The 20,353-nt window shown below is 61.5% G+C and carries 15 protein-coding genes and 1 pseudogene; 7 read left to right on the forward strand and 9 right to left on the reverse strand.

Going from position 1 to position 20,353, the window contains the following annotated elements:
* Nucleotides 1-31 precede the first annotated feature (31 nt).
* A complete protein-coding gene (locus tag HX823_RS23475) occupies nucleotides 32-2,230 on the reverse strand; it encodes an OsmC domain/YcaO domain-containing protein (protein ID WP_177076963.1) in 2,199 nt (732 codons plus the stop codon).
* 222 nt (nucleotides 2,231-2,452) lie between these two features.
* Here HX823_RS23475 and HX823_RS23480 point away from each other — a divergent pair, with 222 nt between their 5' ends.
* Both HX823_RS23480 and HX823_RS23485 read left to right on the forward strand, forming a co-directional pair.
* Nucleotides 2,453-3,958, forward strand: a complete 1,506-nt coding sequence (locus HX823_RS23480) for a methyl-accepting chemotaxis protein (RefSeq protein WP_371317979.1) — start codon at nucleotides 2,453-2,455, stop codon at nucleotides 3,956-3,958.
* Nucleotides 3,959-4,228: 270 nt separating this feature from the next.
* Entirely contained in the window at nucleotides 4,229-4,849 is a 621-nt protein-coding gene (locus HX823_RS23485; protein WP_033896568.1) for a LysE family translocator, read from the forward strand.
* Here the strand turns inward: HX823_RS23485 and HX823_RS32360 are convergent.
* The 3 genes and pseudogenes from HX823_RS32360 to HX823_RS23500 form a co-directional block, all read right to left on the reverse strand.
* Nucleotides 4,836-6,013 (reverse strand): annotated as a pseudogene (locus tag HX823_RS32360) (arabinose transporter). The gene HX823_RS23485 and the pseudogene HX823_RS32360 sit on opposite strands and share 14 nt — an antisense overlap.
* Nucleotides 6,014-6,026: 13 nt before the next feature.
* Nucleotides 6,027-6,893, reverse strand: a complete 867-nt coding sequence (locus HX823_RS23495; RefSeq protein ID WP_038849643.1) for an SDR family oxidoreductase — start codon at nucleotides 6,891-6,893, stop codon at nucleotides 6,027-6,029.
* 15 nt (nucleotides 6,894-6,908) lie between these two features.
* The gene (locus HX823_RS23500; RefSeq protein ID WP_038849641.1) at nucleotides 6,909-7,565 is read right to left on the reverse strand and encodes an O-methyltransferase; all 657 of its coding nucleotides are present in this window, start codon (nucleotides 7,563-7,565) and stop codon (nucleotides 6,909-6,911) included.
* A 111-nt stretch (nucleotides 7,566-7,676) separates the two neighbouring features.
* Between HX823_RS23500 and HX823_RS23505 the strand changes: the two genes are divergently transcribed.
* Nucleotides 7,677-8,342 (forward strand): TetR family transcriptional regulator, encoded by a 666-nt coding sequence (locus tag HX823_RS23505; protein ID WP_177076967.1) that lies wholly within the window; start codon nucleotides 7,677-7,679, stop codon nucleotides 8,340-8,342.
* Here HX823_RS23505 and HX823_RS23510 read toward each other — a convergent pair.
* Nucleotides 8,296-8,817 (reverse strand): GNAT family N-acetyltransferase, encoded by a 522-nt coding sequence (locus HX823_RS23510; RefSeq protein WP_177076969.1) that lies wholly within the window; start codon nucleotides 8,815-8,817, stop codon nucleotides 8,296-8,298. The two genes, HX823_RS23505 and HX823_RS23510, sit on opposite strands and share 47 nt — an antisense overlap.
* A 102-nt stretch (nucleotides 8,818-8,919) precedes the next feature.
* On the opposite strand from HX823_RS23510, the gene HX823_RS23515 reads away from it, so the two are divergent.
* Nucleotides 8,920-9,489 carry a cysteine hydrolase family protein gene (locus HX823_RS23515; protein WP_177076971.1) on the forward strand — a complete coding sequence of 190 codons (570 nt, stop codon included), beginning with the start codon at nucleotides 8,920-8,922 and terminating at the stop codon, nucleotides 9,487-9,489.
* Here the strand turns inward: HX823_RS23515 and HX823_RS23520 are convergent.
* Entirely contained in the window at nucleotides 9,471-9,920 is a 450-nt protein-coding gene (locus tag HX823_RS23520; protein ID WP_177076973.1) for an HIT family protein, read from the reverse strand. The genes HX823_RS23515 and HX823_RS23520 overlap by 19 nt on opposite strands.
* 66 nt (nucleotides 9,921-9,986) lie before the next feature.
* Here HX823_RS23520 and HX823_RS23525 point away from each other — a divergent pair, with 66 nt between their 5' ends.
* Nucleotides 9,987-10,637, forward strand: coding sequence for an aspartate/glutamate racemase family protein (locus tag HX823_RS23525; RefSeq protein WP_038849629.1), 651 nt, complete (start codon nucleotides 9,987-9,989; stop codon nucleotides 10,635-10,637).
* Here HX823_RS23525 and HX823_RS23530 read toward each other — a convergent pair.
* Nucleotides 10,605-12,104: an FAD-dependent oxidoreductase gene (locus tag HX823_RS23530; RefSeq protein WP_177076976.1), complete on the reverse strand. Its 1,500-nt coding sequence runs from the start codon at nucleotides 12,102-12,104 to the stop codon at nucleotides 10,605-10,607. The genes HX823_RS23525 and HX823_RS23530 overlap by 33 nt on opposite strands.
* Nucleotides 12,105-12,154: 50 nt before the next feature.
* Here HX823_RS23530 and HX823_RS23535 point away from each other — a divergent pair, with 50 nt between their 5' ends.
* Nucleotides 12,155-12,652, forward strand: a complete 498-nt coding sequence (locus tag HX823_RS23535; protein WP_038849624.1) for a MarR family winged helix-turn-helix transcriptional regulator — start codon at nucleotides 12,155-12,157, stop codon at nucleotides 12,650-12,652.
* A 52-nt stretch (nucleotides 12,653-12,704) separates the two neighbouring features.
* Here the strand turns inward: HX823_RS23535 and nirD are convergent, their stop codons facing one another.
* Together nirD and nirB are read right to left on the reverse strand one after the other, a co-directional pair.
* A complete protein-coding gene (gene nirD, locus HX823_RS23540; protein WP_122727345.1) occupies nucleotides 12,705-13,067 on the reverse strand; it encodes a nitrite reductase small subunit NirD in 363 nt (120 codons plus the stop codon).
* Complete coding sequence (gene nirB, locus HX823_RS23545) at nucleotides 13,067-15,607, reverse strand: nitrite reductase large subunit NirB (protein ID WP_177076977.1); 2,541 nt, start codon at nucleotides 15,605-15,607, stop codon at nucleotides 13,067-13,069. Before nirB ends, nirD begins: the two co-directional genes overlap by 1 nt.
* A gap of 587 nt (nucleotides 15,608-16,194) precedes the next feature.
* On the opposite strand from nirB, the gene HX823_RS23550 reads away from it, so the two are divergent.
* Nucleotides 16,195-20,169 carry a bifunctional nitrate reductase/sulfite reductase flavoprotein subunit alpha gene (locus HX823_RS23550; RefSeq protein ID WP_177076979.1) on the forward strand — a complete coding sequence of 1,325 codons (3,975 nt, stop codon included), beginning with the start codon at nucleotides 16,195-16,197 and terminating at the stop codon, nucleotides 20,167-20,169.
* Nucleotides 20,170-20,353: the final 184 nt, after the last annotated feature.

Raw genomic sequence — 20,353 nt, forward strand, 5'->3', positions numbered from 1 at the left:
AAGCCCGCTCACTACAACAAGCCAAGTTGCGTCAGGCTGAGGTGATATTGGCCCGCGCCGCATGCAGCTTCTTGTAGCTGTCAATCAAGCGCAAATGCCGGTCCAGCCCTTCCAGCTTCATGCTGGTCGGCGTCAAGCCATAGAAACGCACATCACCCTGCACCGAGCCAATCACCGCATCCATCCGCTCATTACCAAACATGCGACGGAAGTTGGCTTCGTAGTCGGCCAGTTCCAGGTCGTCGTCCAACTCCATCTCCAGCACCGCATTCATCGCCTGGTAGAACAGGCCACGTTCAGCAGTGTTGTCGTTGTACTGCAGGAACATCTCCACGCACTCCTTGGCCTCTTCATATTGCTGCAAGGCCAGGAAGATCAGCAGCTTCAATTCCAGGATGGTCAGTTGGCCCCAGGCGGTGTTGTCATCGAACTCGATACCGATCAGCGTGGTGATATCGGTGTAGTCGTCCAGTTCGCTTTCGATCAGGCGCTCGACCAAGGCTTGCAACGCTTCCTCGTCGAGGCGGTGCAGGTTGAGAATGTCCTCGCGGAAAAACAGCGCCTTGTTGGTGTTATCCCAGATCAGATCGTCTACCGGGTAGATTTCCGAATAATCCGGCACCAGGATGCGGCACGCGGTGGCGCCAAGGTGTTCGTACACGGCCATATAGGACTCTTTACCCATGCCCTCCAGAATGCCGAACAAGGTTGCGGCTTCCTGGGCATTGGAGTCTTCGCCTTCGCCTGAGAAGTCCCACTCGACAAACTCGTAGTCCGACTGCGAACTGAAGAAGCGCCACGACACCACGCCGCTGGAGTCGATGAAGTGCTCGACAAAGTTGTTCGGTTCAGTCACCGCCTGACCTTCGAAGGTCGGTTGCGGCAAGTCGTTGAGGCCCTCGAAACTGCGGCCTTGCAGCAGCTCGGTGAGGCTGCGTTCCAGCGCTACTTCCAGGCTTGGGTGCGCGCCGAACGAGGCAAACACACCACCGGTGCGCGGGTTCATCAGGGTCACGCACATCACCGGGAATTCGCCGCCCAGGGACGCGTCTTTCACCAGTACGGGGAAGCCTTGGGCTTCGAGGCCCTGGATACCGGCGAGAATGCCGGGGTACTTGGCCAACACCTCGGCCGGTACGTCAGGCAAGGCGAACTCGCCTTCGATGATTTCACGCTTCACGGCGCGCTCGAAGATCTCCGACAGGCACTGCACCTGGGCTTCAGCCAAGGTGTTGCCGGCGCTCATGCCGTTGCTGAGGTAGAGGTTTTCGATCAGGTTGGACGGGAAGTACACCACCTCACCATCCGATTGGCGCACGAACGGCAGCGATACAATCCCGCGCGCTTCGTTGCCGGAGTTGGTGTCGAACAGGTGCGAGCCACGCAGTTCACCCTCGCGGTTGTAGACTTTGAGGCAGTAGGCATCGAGGATTTCACCTGGCAGCTCGTCGTTGGGGCCTGGCTGGAACCAGCGCTCATCCGGGTAATGCACAAACGGTGCATTCGCCAGTTCCTCACCCCAGAACTGATCGTTATAGAAGAAGTTGCAGTTGAGCCGTTCGATGAACTCGCCCAGTGCCGACGCCAAGGCGCCCTCTTTGGTCGCGCCCTTGCCGTTGGTGAAGCACATCGGCGAATGCGCGTCGCGGATATGCAGCGACCACACGTTGGGCACGATATTGCGCCACGACGCAATTTCAATCTTCATGCCCAGGCCGGCCAGGATGCCGGACATGTTGGCGATGGTCTGCTCCAGCGGCAGGTCTTTGCCGGCAATGTAGGTGCCGCCCTCGGAGGTGGAGTTGGGCATCAACAAGGCCTGGGCGTCGGCGTCCAGGTTTTCGACTTCTTCGATGACGAACTCAGGCCCGGCCTGCACCACTTTCTTGACCGTGCAACGGTCGATGGAACGCAGGATGCCTTGGCGGTCCTTATCGGAAATGTCCGCCGGCAGCTCGACCTGGATCTTGAAGATCTGGTTATAGCGGTTTTCCGGGTCGACGATGTTGTTCTGCGACAGGCGAATATTCTCGGTGGGGATATTGCGCGTCTGGCAGTACAACTTCACGAAGTACGCCGCGCACAACGCCGACGACGCCAGGAAGTAATCGAACGGCCCCGGTGCCGAGCCATCGCCTTTGTAGCGAATGGGCTGGTCGGCAATCACCGTGAAGTCGTCGAACTTGGCTTCAAGCCGGAGGTTGTCGAGAAAATTGACCTTGATTTCCATGGGGGCACACCAGAATAACGGCTAAACAAAAATGGCCGCCATTATGAGGGGTTTCACCGGGAAGTTTCAGGCTTTTGACCAGTGGCTGGCGAATTGGCCAATGTGGATTAACCTTTTCGCAGATGGCGCCGATGGACTGAGGGCAACCAGGGAGTAGTCGGAATGCGCAATAACCAGCCTGTAACACAGCGTGAGATTTCCCTCGCGCCTTCGCAAAAACTCATCTCCGCCACGGATGTCCGAGGTGTCATTACTTACTGCAACGACGCCTTCGTCGACATCAGCGGCTTTGAACGCGCTGATTTGATTGGCGCACCGCAGAACATCGTGCGTCACCCCGATGTGCCCCCCGCCGTGTTTGCGCACATGTGGAGTGCGCTCAAGCAAGGTCTGCCCTGGATGGGCATCGTCAAGAACCGCTCGAAAAACGGCGACCATTATTGGGTCAATGCCTACGTCACCCCCATATTCGATGGCAGCAAAGTGGTGGGTTTCGAGTCTGTACGGGTCAAGCCCACGGCCGATGAGATCCGTCGAGCCCAGGCCCTGTACCGCCGCATCAGCCAGGGCAAGCCGGCTGTTTCACGCCAGGAAGCCTGGCTGCCTGCCGCCATCAGCTGCGTGCCTTGCCTGGCAACCGGGTTAGCCGGCAGCCTCGCCGGCCTGTTCCTCAGTGCGCCCGTCGCCATTGCCGTGGCCGTTGCGGTCGCGGTACCGGTGGGCGTGCTCTGCTCGCGCGCGCGCCAAGGCAGCACATTGCGCCTGTTGCAAGGTGTGGAGCCCTCGACCTCGGATGCCTTGATCGCGCAGATGTACAGCGACGCACGTGGGCCCCAGGCACGTCTGGAAACGGCGTTTCTCAGCCAGAACGCACGCCTGAAAACCTGCCTCACCCGCCTGCAGGACAGCGCCGAGCAACTGAGCGCCCTGGCCGGGCAATCCGATCAGTTGGCCACCGCCAGCTCCAAGGGCCTGGACCGCCAGCGCGTCGAAACCGAACAGGTCTCGGCCGCTGTCAACCAGATGGCCGCCACCACCCAGGAAGTCGCAAGCCACGTGCAACGCACCGCCGACGCCACCCAGCAGGCCAACGTCCTGACCGGGCGCGGCCGCGAAGTGGCACGCGACACCCGCGAGGCGATCGAGCGCCTGTCTGCGGTGGTCAGCGAAACCGGCGCCACCGTGGCGCAACTGGCCAAAGACAGCGACGAAATCGGCAGCGTGGTGGATGTGATCAAAGGCATTGCCGACCAGACCAACCTGCTGGCCCTCAACGCCGCCATCGAAGCAGCGCGTGCCGGCGAACAAGGCCGAGGTTTTGCCGTGGTGGCCGACGAAGTGCGGCAGCTGGCACAACGCACGTCCCAGTCCACCACCCAGATCCACGGGTTGATCACCCAACTGCAAGCGTCCTCCAACAATGCCGTGCAAAGTATGGAACACGGCCAACGCCAGGCCCTGGAAGGCGTTGCCTGGGTGCTGGAGGCGGACCAGGCGCTGGTCGGCATCAGCGAAGCGGTGTCCCATATCACCGACATGACCACCCAGATCGCCGCCGCCACCGAGGAACAGAGCGCGGTCGCCGAGGAAATCAGCCGCAACATCACCACCATCGCCGAACTGGCTGACCAGACGTCGATACAAGCCCATCAATCCACGGACCTGAGCAAGGAGCTGACGAACACCGCATCTACCCAATATGCGTTGGTGGAGCGGTTCAATCGCTGAGCCTACGTTAACAGTGGCATGCCCGCTTTCTGTAGTGAGCGGGCTTGTTGTGGTGAGCAGGCTTGCCCCGCGCTGGGCTGCGAAGCAGCCCCATAGCCAGGCACCGTGGTATGCCTGACACACCACGTCGCTCATCGATGGGGCCGCTTCGCAGCCCAGCGCGGGGCAAGCCCGCTCACCACATAAAGCCTGCTCGCCACGACAAGCTCGCTCGCTCTCCGCTATTGCCTATATGCTGGGTGTAACGCCCAGCCAATCATGAATCCCCCCATGTCCATCACCGATAACCTCCTCGCTTTCACCTTCGCCGCCACGCTGCTGACGCTCACGCCCGGCCTCGATACGGCGCTGGTACTCAGGACCGCCACGGTGGAAGGCAAGCGCCAGGCGTTGCAAGCCACGCTGGGGATCAATGCCGGTTGCCTGCTGTGGGGCGCGGCGGTTGCCTTTGGCCTGGGTGCGTTGATTGCGGTGTCGGAAGTCGCCTTCAACCTGCTCAAGTACTGCGGCGCCGCGTACCTGGCCTGGCTGGGCTTGAACATGTTGCTGCGTCCACGTCGCTCATTGGCGAGCGCCGAGGTGCAAGGCAAACCTGCCGGCAACTGGTTTATCAAGGGCATGCTGGGCAACGTGCTCAACCCCAAAGTGGGGATTTTCTATGTGTCGTTCCTGCCGCAATTCATCCCCCAGGGTCAGCCGTTGATCCTCTGGACGTTCGGTCTGGTCAGTATTCACGTGCTGCTTGGCGTGATCTGGGCACTGGTGCTGATCGGTGCTACGCAGCCGCTTTCCGGCTTCCTGCGCCGCGAAAAGGTGATCCAGTGGATGGACCGCACCACCGGCCTGATCTTTGTGTTGTTCGCTGCACGGCTGGCGTTCAGCAAGCGTTGAGCAGCGGCTTTCTCGCCAGCAACGCCCAAGCGACCACCCCCGACAGCGCCACCGCGACCGCGCCTGCCAAATACACCGACGCCACCCCTGCCGCCCCAGCCAAAGCCCCCGCCAATGGGCTGGCGGTGCCCAGGGAAATATCCAGGAACGCCACATAGGCCCCCATCGCCAGCCCACGGGTGTGCGGCGGCGCGCGCTTGATCGCTTCCACTCCAAACCCCGGAAACGCCAGCGAATAACCAAAGCCCGTAAATGCCGCGCCCAGATACGCCATCAACGGATCATTCGCGCCCCAGATCAACAACTGCCCCGCCGCCTCGATCAGCACGCAGACCAGCGCCACCTTCGCACCGCCGAGCTTGTCCGGCAGATGCCCGAAGAAAATCCGCGCACCGATAAACGCCAGCCCGAATGAGGTAAAGGCAAACGACGCATTGCCCCAATCCTTGGACGCAAACAGCAGCGCGACAAATGCGGCAATCACGCCAGAACCGATGCTGGAAAATGCCAGCCCCAAGCCCGGCAGCCAGACCGCCCCGAGTACCGAGTAGAACGACGTACGCCGCTGACTGGTCGGTGCAACGCCCTTCGCACCGATCACGATGCCAACCGCCAACAACGGCATGATCAAGCTGGCATGGACAGCCCACTGAACCCCCATTGGTTGTTGATTGCCACACCCAACGGCGCACCCAGCGCGAAGGCGGCGTAGATCGCGATACCGATCCAGGCCATCACCTTACCGGCATTCTGTGGCCCTACCCGCCCCATGCCCCAGCCCATGGAGCCGGTGATGACCAGGCTTTCGCCCAGTGCCAACACCACACGCCCGGCCAGCAGCAACCAAACCGACAGCACCGGCGAATCGACAAACGCCAGCGAAGCCAGATACAGCAGCCCCGAACTGGCCGCCACCAGCATGCCCAGCAACATAGCGCGCTTGGGGCCACGCATATCAGCAAAGTTGCCGGCCCAAGCCCGCGACAGCAACGATGCCGCGAACTGCGCGCCAATCACCACGCCCACCACCAGCGTGCCCATGCCCAATGTCTGATTCAGGTGCAAAGGCAACACGGGCAACTGCATGCCGATAATCAGGAAACCGACGAACACCGCCAACGTAATCGGCAACATACTCATCAGCACGGTTCTGTGTTGCGTCATCAAAACTCTCCGCTCAGCACCGGAAGTAATCGGCGTGATCAAGGTCTGCCAACAAGCTTGGGCCCGTCGGTGTCCACCGCAGCCGCTCGCGGGTCTGCTCACTGGAAACGGCCATATCAGCGCCGGCCATATTGGCGAACCAGCCAAAATGTTCGCGTGGTCGGGATTCAACCGGCACGCCCAGCCGGCGCCCGATCACCTCGGCAATCGCCTTGAACGGCACCGCCTGGTCCGCGACCGCGTGATACGCCGCTTGGCTCAGACCATCATCCAGGACCCGGCGATACACCCGCGCCGCATCGGTGCGGTACACCCCCGACCAGCAGTTCTGCCCGTCGCCGATATACGCCGACACGCCAGTCTCGCGGGCCAGGCGGATCAGGATCGGCAAAAAACCGTGGTCGCCCACGCCATGCACCGAAGGCGCCAGGCGCACCGTTGCCGCCCGCACGCCGCGTGCAGCCAGCGCCCTCGCGGCGGCTTCGGACTGGCGTGGCGATGCGGCATTCGGCAGGTCTGCCTCGACCGCACCGCATGGCAGGCCGGACAAACCCGAAGTGACGATCAGCGGCGTGTCCGAACCTCTCAACACCGACTCGAACGCCTCGATCACCCGGCGGTCCTGTTCGCAGTTTTCGATAAAGCGCGAGAAGTCGTGATTGAACGCGGTGTGAATCACCGCATCCGCCGTCCAGGCGGCGCGGCGCAAGATGTCCAAGTCATCCAGGGTGCCGCGCAGCACCTTGGCGCCGGTGGCGGCAAGCGCCTGCGCCTTGTCGTCGGCGCGAGCCAGGCCGGTCACCAGGTAGCCTGCATTGAGCAGGTCCTTGACTACTTCGGAGCCAACCCAACCGGTGGCTCCCGTGACAAATACGTGCATGAGTTGAGTCCTCGATTAGCCCAGGCGCATTGAAAGTTCGATGTCATCGGTAAAGGGCACCGACAAGTAGCCGTTCTCCGGGGCGCGTACGTAGGCCAGGTATTCAGGGCAATAATCGGTGTTGTCTGCCACCACCAGTGCGCCGGGGCGCAGGTGGCGTTCCACCAGGTTCAACACGTCGCCATACAGCGTCTTGGCGCCGTCCAGCAGCAACAGATCGACAACTTCTGGCAAGTCGCTGGCCAGGGTCACCAGCGCGTCACCTTCGCGGATATGGATCAGGTCGCTCACGCCGCCTTCGATGAAATGCTCGCGCGCCAGGGCGATTTTCGAGGCTTCGAATTCGCTGCCGATCAGCACACCGCCGCCGTTGTCGCGCAGTGCGGCAGCCAGGAACAAGGTCGACAGCCCAAACGAAGTACCAAACTCGACAATCGCCCGCGCCTTATTGCTGCGCGCCAGCATGTAGAGCAGCGTGCCGGTGTCCTGGGACACGGGTAGCCACAGGTCCTTGAGCATCGAATACAGCGCCACGTACTCGGTTTTGCTGTGCATCAGCCGTTCGCGTTCTGCCTGAGAGACCGAGTTCAGCAGCGGGCTGGTGGCCGCATCGGCCTGGGCGTAAAGACGTTCAATCAGGGGCGCCAAAGGCGCGGTGGTCAGGCTCGACATAATTGATTTCCAGTGAGTTGGGACTAAGATGCGACTAATTCATCGCATTAAAAGTATGCGAGTGATTCGCATCCTTCGCTATTCGCATTAGCCCTGCTTCAGGAGCCCTGTATGACCAGCCGCCAGACCCCGCGCATTTCCACGCGCAAGCAGCCGCAACAGGCCCGCTCCACCGAGTTGGTGGCGGCGATTCTGCAAGCGGCTATTCAGGTTTTGGCCAAGGAAGGCGCCACCCGTTTCACCACCGCACGGGTCGCGGAAAAAGCTGGCGTGAGCGTGGGTTCGGTCTACCAGTACTTCCCCAACAAAGCGGCGATTCTGTTCCGGTTGCAGAGTGATGAGTGGCAGCAGACCACCCAGATGCTGCGCGACATCCTGGAAAAACGCGACGAAACGCCGTTGGACCGCCTGCGCGCGTTGGTGCACGCCTTTATCGAGTCGGAATGCGAAGAAGCACAGATGCGCGGCGCGCTGAGCGACGCGGCGCCGCTCTATCGCGATGCACCGGAGGCCCTGGAGGTGCGTGCGGCGGGACGCCAGGCGTTCAAGGGGTTCATGCTGGAGTTGTTGCCTGAGGTGTCGGTTGATACGCGGATATTGGCCAGTGATTTGATCCTGACCACGCTCAGTTCAGTGGGGAAGGAATTCTCCAACAGTCCGCGAACGGCTGAAGAAATTGCGGTGTACTCCGAGGGGATGGCTGATATGTTTCGTGCGTATGTGAATGCGCTCAACCTGGTCGAAAGGGCAACCGATATCTCATTTCTTCCAGAGTGACACCTCCCCTCTGAAGATGACGTTCACTCCCCGGGTCCTCAACGCAGCCCACCCTGCGATAAAACCGGACAGCCCTTTCATTACGGCTCAAGACCCAAAGCGTCAAACACTCATACCCCTGCTCCATCAAGAACTGCAGGCCCGCATTCCACAACGCCAGCCCAACGCCGGCTTGCCAATACTTGGCTAAAACATAAATGGCCATGACCTCACCGGTGTTTGCTCCGGCAGCTTCTTCGTCTCGACTGGCACCGACCGATATCCAGCCGACGACCTGCCCGTCCAGCTCCGCGACCCACACATCGGACTCGCCCGACTCAATCGAGCGAACCCAAAAGGATTCACGCCGAGCCAGCGTTGCGTCCAATCCCTTCAAGAACTCGGCGGGCATCAGGTCGCGATAGGCTTCCTGCCAACTGCGGATATGCACCTGGGCGATGGCGTTGGCGTCGCCAGGTAACGCTTTGCGGATCATTGATCGATTCCTTATTCAGTCAATGTCCTTCAAGTAAACCCAACCTTCATGACCGTTTACCCTCATGGTATGTTTCGACCCTCGACCGCAAAAGGAGGTGCCATGCAATCGTTAGCCACCAACGCTGCACTGCTGATCATCGACATGCAGCAAGGCATGAACCAGCCCAAGCTGGGGCGACGCAACAATCCGGATGCAGAAGTGCAGATGCAGCGCCTGCTGAATGCATGGCGTCAATCCAGCCGCCCTGTCGTGCATATCCGGCACATGTCCCGCTCGCCCGACTCGGTGTTCTGGCCCGGCCAGCCGGGCTGCGAATTCCAGCCCGCGCTGCAACCGCTGGCGCATGAGCATGTAGTCGAAAAGAACGTTCCAGACGCCTTCACCGCCACGGGGCTGGAGCGCTGGCTGCATGCACGCGGGATCCGGCAGTTGGTGATCGTCGGCGTGATCACCAACAACTCGGTCGAAGCCACGGCACGCTCCGGCGGCAACCTGGGTTTTGCGGTGACGGTGGTTTCAGATGCCTGCTACACCTTCGATCAAACCGATTTGTCCGGGCGCCTGTGGCCTGCTGAAGACGTGCACGCACTGTCGCTGAGCAACCTGGCGATGGACTATGCCCGTGTCGTAGCGACTGACGAGATCCTCGCTCACCTCACGACGGGCTGAGGCTCGCTTAACAGAGCCGCAATCTTTTTACGCAACTCCCCATGCTCACTTTCGGCATACAGCACCGCGTTTTTCCAGTCATAAAACCACGCCGGCATCTTGCGTTTGTCGTCCGGCTCCGAGGCATAGCGTGGGAAGAGGTGACAATGCAGTTCCGGCTCGGAATTACCCAAAATCTCGTAGTTCATACGCAGCGCACCAGAGGCCTGCAACACCGCATCGCCCAGGCGGGCCATGTCCAGCAGATAGGCAGTGCGGGCCTCGGTGTCCAAGTCGTTCAGGCTGGCAACGACTGGGTCTGGCAGCAGCAGGCAGTAACCAGGGAGAAACTGTACATCACCCATGACCGCCCAGCCCGAGGCCATGCGGCAGATGACTTTGTCGTTTGCGCCATTGCGGGCCAGCGCGACGCGTTCCGTGATAAGCGGCATGCAGTGTCCTTGATCTGAGTGAGTCCAGGCGGCATCTTAACGCTCTTACAGCACCGGACCTATTCCATGCGAATCGCCTGCCTGCACACCGCAACCAGCAATATCGGCGTGTTTGACACGGCCGCGAGCACCTTGGGTATCGACCCAGGCGTGATCCACCATACAGTCCGTGCCGACCTGCTGGCCGCAGCAGAACACGCCGGTCGCCTCACCGAAGAGATTGCCGAGTCAACCCAATCGGCACTGCTCGCCCTCGCCCAACACGCGGATGTGGTGGTGCTGACCTGTTCGACCTTGGGTCCATCGATCGAGAGCATCCCGCCTGATGTTCGAGTGCCTATCTTGAGAGCTGATGAAGCGCTGGCGGCGACGGCGCTGGGGGCTGGCAAAAAGGTCGTGGTGTTGTGCGCCGTCGAGACCACCTTAGAGCCAACCTCGCAGCTTTTTCACACGGCTGCACGGCGATCAAATGCAGTGATCGATATACAGTTGGTGGCGGGAGCATGGGCCTTGTTCAAGGCAGGTGACATTGACGGCTACCTGGCAGCCATCGCCAAAGCTGCTGATCAAGCCTATGAGCATGGCGCGGATGTGGTTGCGCTGGCACAGGCCTCAATGAGCGATGCCGCGCGCTATGTCACCTTGGGCCCGCGCCCCCTCACCAGTACAATAGCCGGGCTCGAGTCAGCCGTGCGCACACTGCAAAACCCTCTCTAGGTAAGCGTCCAGGACCTCGACATTCGCTGACGATACAATCGCGCCGATATAGCCATCAGGTCGCACCAGCACCCAATCGCCAATTGCCAGCCCGTAGGCCTGTTGAAAGTGACCCTGGTCGTCGAGCAGGTCACCCCCTGACCCAACGATGTGGACACGCATGCCTGGCCGTGCCTGCACTGAATCCCGTGTTACGCCATAGCCCAGCAGCGTCCAGTGCGTTCCCTTGAACAGGTTGAACAGCCGCACTACTTGCCCAGCGGCGCCTCGGACGGGCGCATCCGGTGCTCGATTCCCTGGCGAAACGTTGATGCGCACAGGGTGCGCCAGCGCCAGCGAGGACGCCGGATAGCCAATATCCAACTGATGCACTTCCCTGCCCCGACGCAGTTCACCGTTCTTCATCTCATCCAGCAGTTGGGTGGACAGACCTAGCACGGAAGCAGCGACAGGCCGACGCTCCTCTTCATAGCTATCCAGTAAATCATCACACGCCCCCTGTACCACCGCCGCCAGCTTCCAGCCAAGGTTGTAAGCGTCCTGCACGCTGGTATTCAGACCCTGGCCGCCGGTGGGCGGATGGATATGGGCGGCGTCCCCCACCAGCAGCACTCTCCCCACGCGGTATTGATCCGCCAGGCGAGCATTCATGGTGTAGGCCGACGACCAAGACACCGCGTGCACCTGGATATCGGCGCGACCGGTGCGATGGGCGATGATTGCGGTGAGCCCCTCGGCACTGAGATCGACGTCAAGATCCGCGGGAATCGGCCCCTGAATCTGGAACAGTTCGGTGCCGGCCAGGGGGCATATTGCAATCTGGTGCTGCATATCGCCTTCGCCAAAACGGTGCCAGGCATCACGCGTGAGGCCGCTAAGTTCGACATCCGCCACTAAAGCGCGTACGCCAAGGGTCTTGCCGGGAAAGCCGATATCCAGGGCATGTCGAACAAAACTGCGCCCCCCATCAGCACCCACCAACCAACGCACACGGATGTGCTCTTCACCTGCGTTGCCGATCAGCCGTGCGGTGACTGCGTTGCCGTCCTGCTCAAACCCTACCAGTTCACAAGCAAATTCAGGCTGATGCCCCCACTCAAGCAGACGTTCGCGCATCACGCGCTCGGTCAAAAACTGCGGCACCATCAACGGTTCTCGGTAAGGCTCGGCGGGCATCGACGCCTTGGATTCTGTGAATTCTGTTTCGCTGTAGCTGCCATCGTCGCGGTAGCGCCGGTCAGTCGGATAGACTCCACCCACTGCCATCAGACGGTCGAGTATCCCCAGGTCTTCGAACACTTCCTGAGACCTTGGCTGGATACCTTTGCCGCGTGAACCCTGGAAGGGATGCGCATTTTTTTCGATCAGCCGAAAAGTGATACCCCTTCTCGCCAGGTCGATTGCCAAGGTCAGGCCGGCGGCACCGGCACCGCAAATCAGTACATCGACAGCGAATTGCGCTTTCATACTGGACCACCTATATGTGCAATACGCACATATTAAGAGAGGCGAACACCGTGTCAATTAAAAATGTGCAAAACGCACATATATCCGCCCAGCTGCGTGACCTGCATGGTTCATTGGTTGAGATCGTGGGGGTGATGAACCGCCCGCAGCGCGACGAAGCGATGGTGCGCGAAGCCGGGATTTCACTGGATCGCGCCCTGTTTCCGCTGCTGGTGCTGGTGGAAAGGTTGGGGCCGATCGGCGTAGTCGAACTGGCTGACCGCGTGGGCCGTGACTACACCACCGTGAGCCGGCAGGTGGCGAAGCTGGAAAGCCTGGGCTTGGTTCTGCGCCAGGCAAGCGCAGTCGACCGCCGCGTACGCGAGTCGGTGATTACCGAGAAAGGCAAAGCCATGACTGACCGCGTCGACGACGCGCGGGAGAGGATCGGTGTATCGATCTTCTCCACCTGGGATGAAGGCGACTTCGACAATCTGGTGCGGCTGATGCGCAAGTTTGCCGAGGATATCAAGGATGACTCGGTGCGTGCGACGAAGGGCATTTCCTAAGGCCATGCACGTTTCCTGTGGCAAGCGGGGCAAGCCCGCTTGCCACACAGCATCAATCCAATGCCAATTCCACCACCCCAGCATTCAACCGCACCGGCCAAACCCGCAGCCTCTGATCAGGTGCCTCCAGGCACTGCCCATCCTCGAGCCGGTAATGCTGCTTGTAGATCGGCGCCGCCACCACCAGGTCGCCCTTGATGCTACCGATCAAGCCACGCCCGATCACATTCGCGCCGGATTCCGGGTCGTGGTTGTCGATGGCGAACAACGTCTGGTCCTGCGCACCCGGCAGGTAGAACAGCGCCACTTGCGCGCCGTCCAGCCACACCACCACGCCGGAATTGCTCACCAGGTCGGTCTCGCTGCACACACCTTTCCAGGTGGCCAGGTTGCGTTGCGGGTTGGCTTGGCTCATCAGGCAATCTCCTCGGTGACGGGAATCAGGTTGAGTTCGGCGGCCATGATCGGCCGGCGTTGGCCGCGTTCCTGGACGAAGTGGATGTCCGGGTCGGGGCGTTTGTCGTTGACGAAGGTGCGAAAGCGCTTGAGTTTTTCCGGGTCTGCGAGGGCGTTGGCCCATTCGCATTCGTAGCGGTCGACCACCAGTTGCATCTGCGCTTCCAGTTCTGCGCCAAGGCCCAGGCTGTCGTGCAGGATCACGTCCTTGAGGAAGTCCAGGCCGCCTTCGAGGCTTTCGCGCCAGACCGAGGTGCGTTGCAGCTTGTCGGCGGTGCGGATGTAGAACATCAGGAAGCGGTCGATGTAGCGGATCAGCGTGGCGTCATCCAGGTCAGTGGCGAACAGCTCCGCATGGCGTGGGCGCATGCCGCCGTTGCCGGCGATGTAGAGGTTCCAGCCCTTCTCGGTGGCGATCACGCCGACGTCCTTGCTCTGGGCTTCGGCGCATTCGCGGGTACAGCCGGACACTGCGAACTTGAGCTTGTGCGGCGAGCGCAGGCCCTTGTAGCGATCCTCGATCAACAGCGCCATTTTCACGCTGTCCTGCACGCCGTAACGGCACCAGGTGCTGCCCACGCAGGACTTCACCGTACGCGTGGATTTGCCGTAGGCGTGCCCGGTTTCAAACCCGGCGGCGATCAGTTCGCTCCAGATATCCGGCAGTTCATGCAGTTGCGCACCAAACAGGTCGATGCGCTGGCCGCCGGTGATCTTGGTGTAGAGGTCGTATTTCTTCGCCACCTCGCCGATCACAATCAGCTTATCCGCAGTGATCTCACCCCCAGGAATACGCGGCACCACCGAGTAGGTGCCGTTCTTCTGCATGTTGGCCATGAACGTATCGTTGGTGTCCTGCAACGGCACCAGCGACGCGTCCATGATCGGCTGGTTCCAGCACGACGCCAGGATCGAGCCCACCGCCGGCTTGCACACGTCGCAGCCGGTGTGACCACGGCCGTGTTTGGCCAGCAGTTCGTCAAAGGTGAGGATGCCTTCCACACGCACCAGGGCGTACAACTCTTGACGGGTGAAGGCGAAGTGTTCGCAGAGGCTTTTGTCGACGCTGACGCCACGGGCGATCAGCTCATGCTCGAACACCTGTTTCAGCAAACCGGCGCAGCCGCCGCAACCGGTGCAGGCCTTGGTCTGGGACTTGAGCAGGCCGAGGTCGCTGCAGCCGCCGTCGATGGCCGAGCAGATCGCACCTTTGGTCACGTTGTGGCAGGAGCAGACGGTGGCCGATTCCGGCAAGGCGCCGGGGCCGAGGGTCGGGGCGCCGCTGGAGGATGGCAGGATCAGGCTGGCCGGTTCGGACGGCAGCGTGATGCTGTTTTGCATGTATTGCAGCAGCGTGTCGTAGTAGCTGTTGTCGCCCACCAACACCGCGCCAATCACGTGCTTGCCCGAGGCATCCACCACCAGGCGCCGATAGCTGGCGCTGGCTTCGTCGATGAACTGGTAGCTGCGCGCGCCCGGCGTGTGGGCATGGGCGTCACCGATGGAGCCCACGTCGACGCCGAGCAACTTGAGTTTGGTCGACATGTCGGCGCCCACAAACGGTTCGGCGGTTTGCGCGCACAACAACGCGGCAACCCCACGGGCCATCTGGTAACCCGGCGCGACCAGGCCGAACAGGCTGCCGTTCCAGGACGCGCATTCGCCAATCGCGTAGATGTTCGGGTCGATGCTCAGGCATTCGTCATTGATCACCACACCGCCGCGCGGGCCGATGTCCAGGCCGGCCTGGCGGGCCAGTGCATCCTGGGCGCGAATACCGGCGGAGAACACGATCAGGTCGGTTTCAAGGAACTCGTCATTGGCAAAATTCATACGGTAGCGGTACTGCTCGCCCGCGCTGATGGATTGGGTGGCGCGCGACAAATGCACGCCCACGCCCAGCCGTTCGATCTGCGCCTTGAGCGCCAGGCCGCCAAAGTCGTCGAGTTGCACCGGCATCAAGCGCGGCGCGAACTCCACCACATGGGCCTCGAGGCCTAGGCTTTTCAGGGCGTTGGCGGCTTCCAGGCCCAACAGTCCACCGCCCACTACCACGCCGCGTTTCGCATTAGCGGCAGCCTTACGAATCGCGTCCAGGTCTTCAAGGGTGCGATATACCAACCGCGAATCGCCTTCGGCGCCTTCGATAGGCGGCACGAACGGATAGGAACCGGTGGCCAACACCAGCTTGTCATAGGCGACGCAGCCGTCGGCGGTAATCACTTCGCAGCGCGCGCGGTCGATCTCCAGCACCGGTACGCCGAGGTGCAGGGTCACACCTGGCGTCTGGTACAGCGAGGCGTCGGACAGGGCCAGCGACTCAGCATCGCGGCCGGTGAAGTATTCAGACAGGTGCACCCGGTCATAGGCGCGCATCGGCTCTTCGCTGAACACATGCAAACGGTAGTGATCCAGCGCGCCGCGCTCGATCAATTGCGCCACACAGTGGTGGCCGACCATGCCATTGCCGACGACGATCAAGGTTTTGAGATGGTTCATAGTAAGCACCCGACAAAGCTCATCACGGTTTTAAAAAAGCAAAAAAAAACGCCTGAAACCTTGCGGTTCCAGGCGTCTTTGCCTGTTCTTATGCGGGTTCGGATCGGGCGACTGCGCCAGATTCTCCGCTATTGCCCCTGGTGTCGATCGTCGTTGACCGAAGTGGGTTGAGGGGGAGCTTGCAGGGTCTGTGCCAAGCGGATGCAAGGCCTGTGTTCGCGCCTCAACAGGTGAGTCGACAATGCCAAGCACCCCCTCCAGCGCCTCCAACTGGTGCATCTCGCGTCATAAAAGTGCATAGCTCTCCATGAATGAATAGTTTCCTGTGGTGAGCGGGCTTGCCCCGCGCCGAGGGCACCTCGGTCTCAAGAGGGCTGCTGCGCAGCCCAGCGCGGGGCAAGCCCGCTCACCACAAAAACGGCCAGTTCACCCAACAAACCCCGCCGTGAAAAACCTGGCGCGTGACTTGCTAGGAACACTCCAACCAAGCAGTCAACGCTGACTGCCCTCTCACGACAAAGGCGCCGTGTAATCCCCGTTCTGAACGGAGGGTTGCAAGGCGCCTTTTTTGTTTACGCAGGTTTCAGATGGCCAACCAAAGCATACGCAGCGTGTGTCCTTATTGTGGCGTGGGCTGCGGCATCGTCATGCAGGTGCAAGACAATAAAGTGGTCAAGGTGATCGGCGACAAAGCCCACCCCACCAACTTTGGCCGCCTGTGCACCAAGGGCACCACCTGCGGGCAAACCATCGCCGAGTCCGGGCGCATGGAAAACGCCTTTGTACGCCAGGCCCGGCAGAATGACCCGGTGCGCATCGGCATGGACAACGCCATCCGCGAAACCGCTCGCCGCCTGCGTCATACCCTCGACACTCACGGCCCGGACGCATTGGCGTTCTACGTGTCAGGCCAGATGTCGCTGGAATCCCAGTACCTGATCAACAAATTGGCCAAGGGCTTTGTCCGCACTGCCAACATCGAGTCCAACTCTCGGTTGTGCATGGCCAGCGCCGGCAGTGGCTACAAACTCTCCCTCGGCTCCGACGGCCCGCCAGGGTCCTATGAAGACTTCGATCGCGCCGACCTGTTCTTTGTGATCGGCGCAAACATGGCTGACTGTCACCCCATCTTGTTCCTGCGCATGATGGACCGGGTCAAGGCCGGGGCGAAGCTGATCGTGGTAGACCCCCGGCGCAGCGCCACGGCGGACAAGGCCAACCTGTTCCTGCCGATCAAACCCGGCACCGACCTGGCGTTGCTCAACGGCCTGCTGCACCTGCTGGTGAAAAACGGCCACACCGACCCTGCCTTTATCGCCGCCTTCACCGACGGCTGGGAGGCGATGCCGGAATTCCTCGAGGACTATCCGCCAGAGCACGTCGCCGCCATCACCGGCCTGGCCGAAGCCGATATCCGCCAAGCCGCCGACTGGATCGGCCAGGCCGCCGAGTGGATGAGCTGCTGGACCATGGGCCTCAACCAGAGCACCCACGGCACCTGGCACACCAACGCCCTGTGCAACCTGCACCTGGCGACGGGCGCCATTTGCCGTCCGGGCAGCGGGCCGTTTTCCCTCACGGGTCAACCCAATGCCATGGGCGGGCGCGAAATGGGCTACATGGGCCCTGGGCTGCCGGGGCAACGTTCGGTGCTGGTCGAGGCCGACCGCGCCTTTATCGAAGACCTGTGGCAGATCCCCCACGACAGCCTGCCGCGCCAGGCTGGCAGCGGCACCGTGGCGATGTTCGAGCAAATGGCTGCCGGGCAGATCAAGGCCTGCTGGATCATCTGCACCAACCCGGTCGCCAGCGTGCCCAACCGCCAGACCGTGATCAAAGGCCTGCAAACTGCCGAGCTGGTGATCACCCAGGATGCCTTCCTCGACACCGAGACCAATCGCTACGCCGACATCCTGTTGCCCGGCGCGCTGTGGGCCGAGGCCGAAGGGGTGATGATCAACTCCGAGCGCAACCTGACCTTGATGCAAAAAGCCGTCGACGCACCCGGCGAGACCCTGCCCGACTGGCAGATCATCGCCAGGGTCGCGTGTGAAATGGGCTTTGCCGATGCGTTCTCCTATGCATCCGCCGCCGACGTATTTGATGAAATCAAACGTGCCTGGAACCCCAAGACCGGCTACGACATTCGTGGCGCAAGCTACCCGCGACTGCGTGAGAAACCGCTGCAATGGCCCTGCGCATCGGAGGACGGCGCGGACCGCAACCCGATTCGCTACCTGGGCACAGGCACCCTCGCCTTCGCCACCGAAAACGGCAAAGCCCAGTTCTTCGCCCGCCCGCATATGCCGCCCGCAGAGATGCCCGATGACGTGTTCCCCTTCGTGCTCAACACCGGCCGCGTGCAGCACCAATGGCACACCCTGACCAAGACCGGCAAGGTCGCCACCCTGAACAAGCTCAACCCCGGCCCCTTCGTGGAATTACACCCCGAAGACGCAGCAATGCTGGGCATCAAAAACAAGGATCAGGTCGAGATACGCTCCCAGCGCGGCCGCGCCGTGCTGCCCGCCGTGGTCACCGAACGTGTACGGCCAGGCAACTGCTTTGCGCCGTTCCATTGGAACGATGTGTTCGGCGAACACCTGGCCATCAACGCCGTGACCAACGACGCGGTAGACCCGATCTCCTTGCAGCCGGAGTTCAAGCATTGCGCCGTCGCCCTGGCCCGCGTCGAGCTGATCGACCACCAGTTTCTCGACCGCCCTTCCCCCTTAGCAGAGGACACTCCCATGTCGCGCCTCGACGCCTTCGCCGAAATCGCCGGCATCCGCAACCTACCCGCGCCATCCCTGAGCGAGCCTGAGCGCACCTGCCTCGCCGGCTTCCTCAGCGGCTTGCAGTCCAACGCCGCACGCCAGGCCCTCGGCGTGCCGACCCTGCCCGCCAATGCACCGCTGGCCGATGCGTCACGGCTGTGGCTGAACGGTTTGCTCGGCGGTTTGTTCAGCCATACGCAATCCCTCGCAGCGCCCTCCCCAGCCGTCACCTTGTTGTGGGCCTCGCAAACCGGCAACGCCGAAGCCTTGGCCGAGCGTTTTGCCCAGCGCCTGCGCGACGCAGGCATTACCGTGGAACTGAGCGCGATGGCGGATTTCCCGGCAAGCAGACTGGCAAGCACCCACACCCTGGCGCTGATCAGCAGCACCTTTGGCGACGGCGATCCACCGGACAATGGCGAAGGGTTCTGGCACAGCCTCAGTACCGCCGAGACGCGCCTGGAGTCCTTGCGCTTCGCGGTGCTGGCCCTGGGCGACCCGAACTACGAGCAGTTCTGCAACCACGGCAAACAACTCGACCAACGCCTGTTGGAACTGGGCGCCACCCGCCTGCTGGAACGCGTCGACTGCGATACCGAATTCGAAGCACTGGCCGATGCCTGGCTGGTGCGTTTCCAGCAAACCCTCGCCCCGGCAAAGCCCGTCGCGCCCGCCACCCCCGCCGGTAAAACCAAACTGTATGGCTCACGCCTGCTGCTCAACCGACACCTGAACCCGCACAGCGTCCACAAGGAAACCCGCCAGTTCGCCCTCGACCTGACCGACTCCGGGCTGACCTATGAAGCCGGTGATGCGCTGGGCGTGCGGCCGCGCAACTGCCCCGAACTGGTCGGCGAATTGCTCGACCTCACACGCTTGAACGCCCATACCTGCGTGAACATCGACACCTTCGGCGATGTGCCCCTGCATCAGGCCCTGACCCAGCACTTCGAAATCGCCCGGCCCAGCAGCGACACCCTGGCGTTCATCGCCGAGCGCAGCGCCAACCCTGGCCTCAAGCACTTGCTCAACCCCGAACACAAGGCCGAACTGAATGACTGGCTCTGGGGCCGGCAACTGGCGGATGTGTTGCTGGAATACCCCATCGAGTGTTCGGCGGATGAACTGCTGAGCACCCTCAAGCGCCTGCAACCGCGCCTGTATTCAATCGCGTCCAGCGCCAAGGCGTATCCGCAGGAAGTGCACCTCACCGTGGCCGCCGTGCGTTACGGCAAACGTAAAGGCGTGTCCTCGACCTTCCTGGCTGACCGGGTCGGCGACGGCGAGGTGCCGTTGTTCATCCAGCCGTCCAAACACTTCCGCACGCCCACTGACGGCGACGTGCCGATGATCATGATCGGGCCCGGCACCGGTATCGCGCCCTTTCGCGCGTTCTTGCAGGAACGTCGCGCACTGGGTCATCAGGGGCGCAACTGGCTATTCTTCGGCGAACAGCACGCCGCAAGCGATTTCTACTATCAGGACGAACTGCAAGGCATGCAGCGCGACGGCCTGCTCAACCACTTGAGCCTGGCGTTCTCGCGCGACCAGGCGCAAAAGGTCTACGTGCAGGACCGCATTCGCGAACAGGGGGCCGAGCTGTGGCGCTGGTTGCAGGATGGCGCCAAGCTGTACATCTGCGGTGACGCCAGCCACATGGCCAAAGATGTCGACCAGGCCCTGCGCCAAGTCGCGCAAACCCACGGCGGGCTTGGCGTCGAGGGTGCCGTGGAGTACTGGCGGCAGTTAAGTGAGCAGAAGCGTTATCTGCGTGATGTGTATTGATTGGATACAGAACAATAAGCACTTTGTATTGTGTACAAAAAACCCTAAAGATTTATCGAAGCCGGGCCGAAACAGCAGTGATAGCAAATCGCCGCAATCCTGATTGAGGTACGCGACGATTTGGCCGCCCTTCACGCTGATGGTCGTCTCGATGAAAATAAAAAATAAGCTGGTACTCGCATTT

The sequence above is a fragment of the Pseudomonas sp. P7759 genome, from assembly GCF_013386445.1.
GTDB classification, from domain to species: Bacteria; Pseudomonadota; Gammaproteobacteria; order Pseudomonadales; family Pseudomonadaceae; genus Aquipseudomonas; species Aquipseudomonas azotoformans_A.

Coding starts and splice junctions, on each gene's coding strand:
- HX823_RS23475 (WP_177076963.1), bottom strand. CDS start 2,230: ATGGAAATCAAGGTCAATTTTCTCGACAACCTCCGGCTTGAAGCCAAG.
- HX823_RS23485 (WP_033896568.1), top strand. CDS start 4,229: ATGTCCATCACCGATAACCTCCTCGCTTTCACCTTCGCCGCCACGCTG.
- HX823_RS23495 (WP_038849643.1), bottom strand. CDS start 6,893: ATGCACGTATTTGTCACGGGAGCCACCGGTTGGGTTGGCTCCGAAGTA.
- HX823_RS23500 (WP_038849641.1), bottom strand. CDS start 7,565: ATGTCGAGCCTGACCACCGCGCCTTTGGCGCCCCTGATTGAACGTCTT.
- HX823_RS23505 (WP_177076967.1), top strand. CDS start 7,677: ATGACCAGCCGCCAGACCCCGCGCATTTCCACGCGCAAGCAGCCGCAA.
- HX823_RS23510 (WP_177076969.1), bottom strand. CDS start 8,817: ATGATCCGCAAAGCGTTACCTGGCGACGCCAACGCCATCGCCCAGGTG.
- HX823_RS23515 (WP_177076971.1), top strand. CDS start 8,920: ATGCAATCGTTAGCCACCAACGCTGCACTGCTGATCATCGACATGCAG.
- HX823_RS23520 (WP_177076973.1), bottom strand. CDS start 9,920: ATGCCGCTTATCACGGAACGCGTCGCGCTGGCCCGCAATGGCGCAAAC.
- HX823_RS23525 (WP_038849629.1), top strand. CDS start 9,987: ATGCGAATCGCCTGCCTGCACACCGCAACCAGCAATATCGGCGTGTTT.
- HX823_RS23530 (WP_177076976.1), bottom strand. CDS start 12,104: ATGAAAGCGCAATTCGCTGTCGATGTACTGATTTGCGGTGCCGGTGCC.
- nirD (WP_122727345.1), bottom strand. CDS start 13,067: ATGAGCCAAGCCAACCCGCAACGCAACCTGGCCACCTGGAAAGGTGTG.
- nirB (WP_177076977.1), bottom strand. CDS start 15,607: ATGAACCATCTCAAAACCTTGATCGTCGTCGGCAATGGCATGGTCGGC.
- HX823_RS23550 (WP_177076979.1), top strand. CDS start 16,195: ATGGCCAACCAAAGCATACGCAGCGTGTGTCCTTATTGTGGCGTGGGC.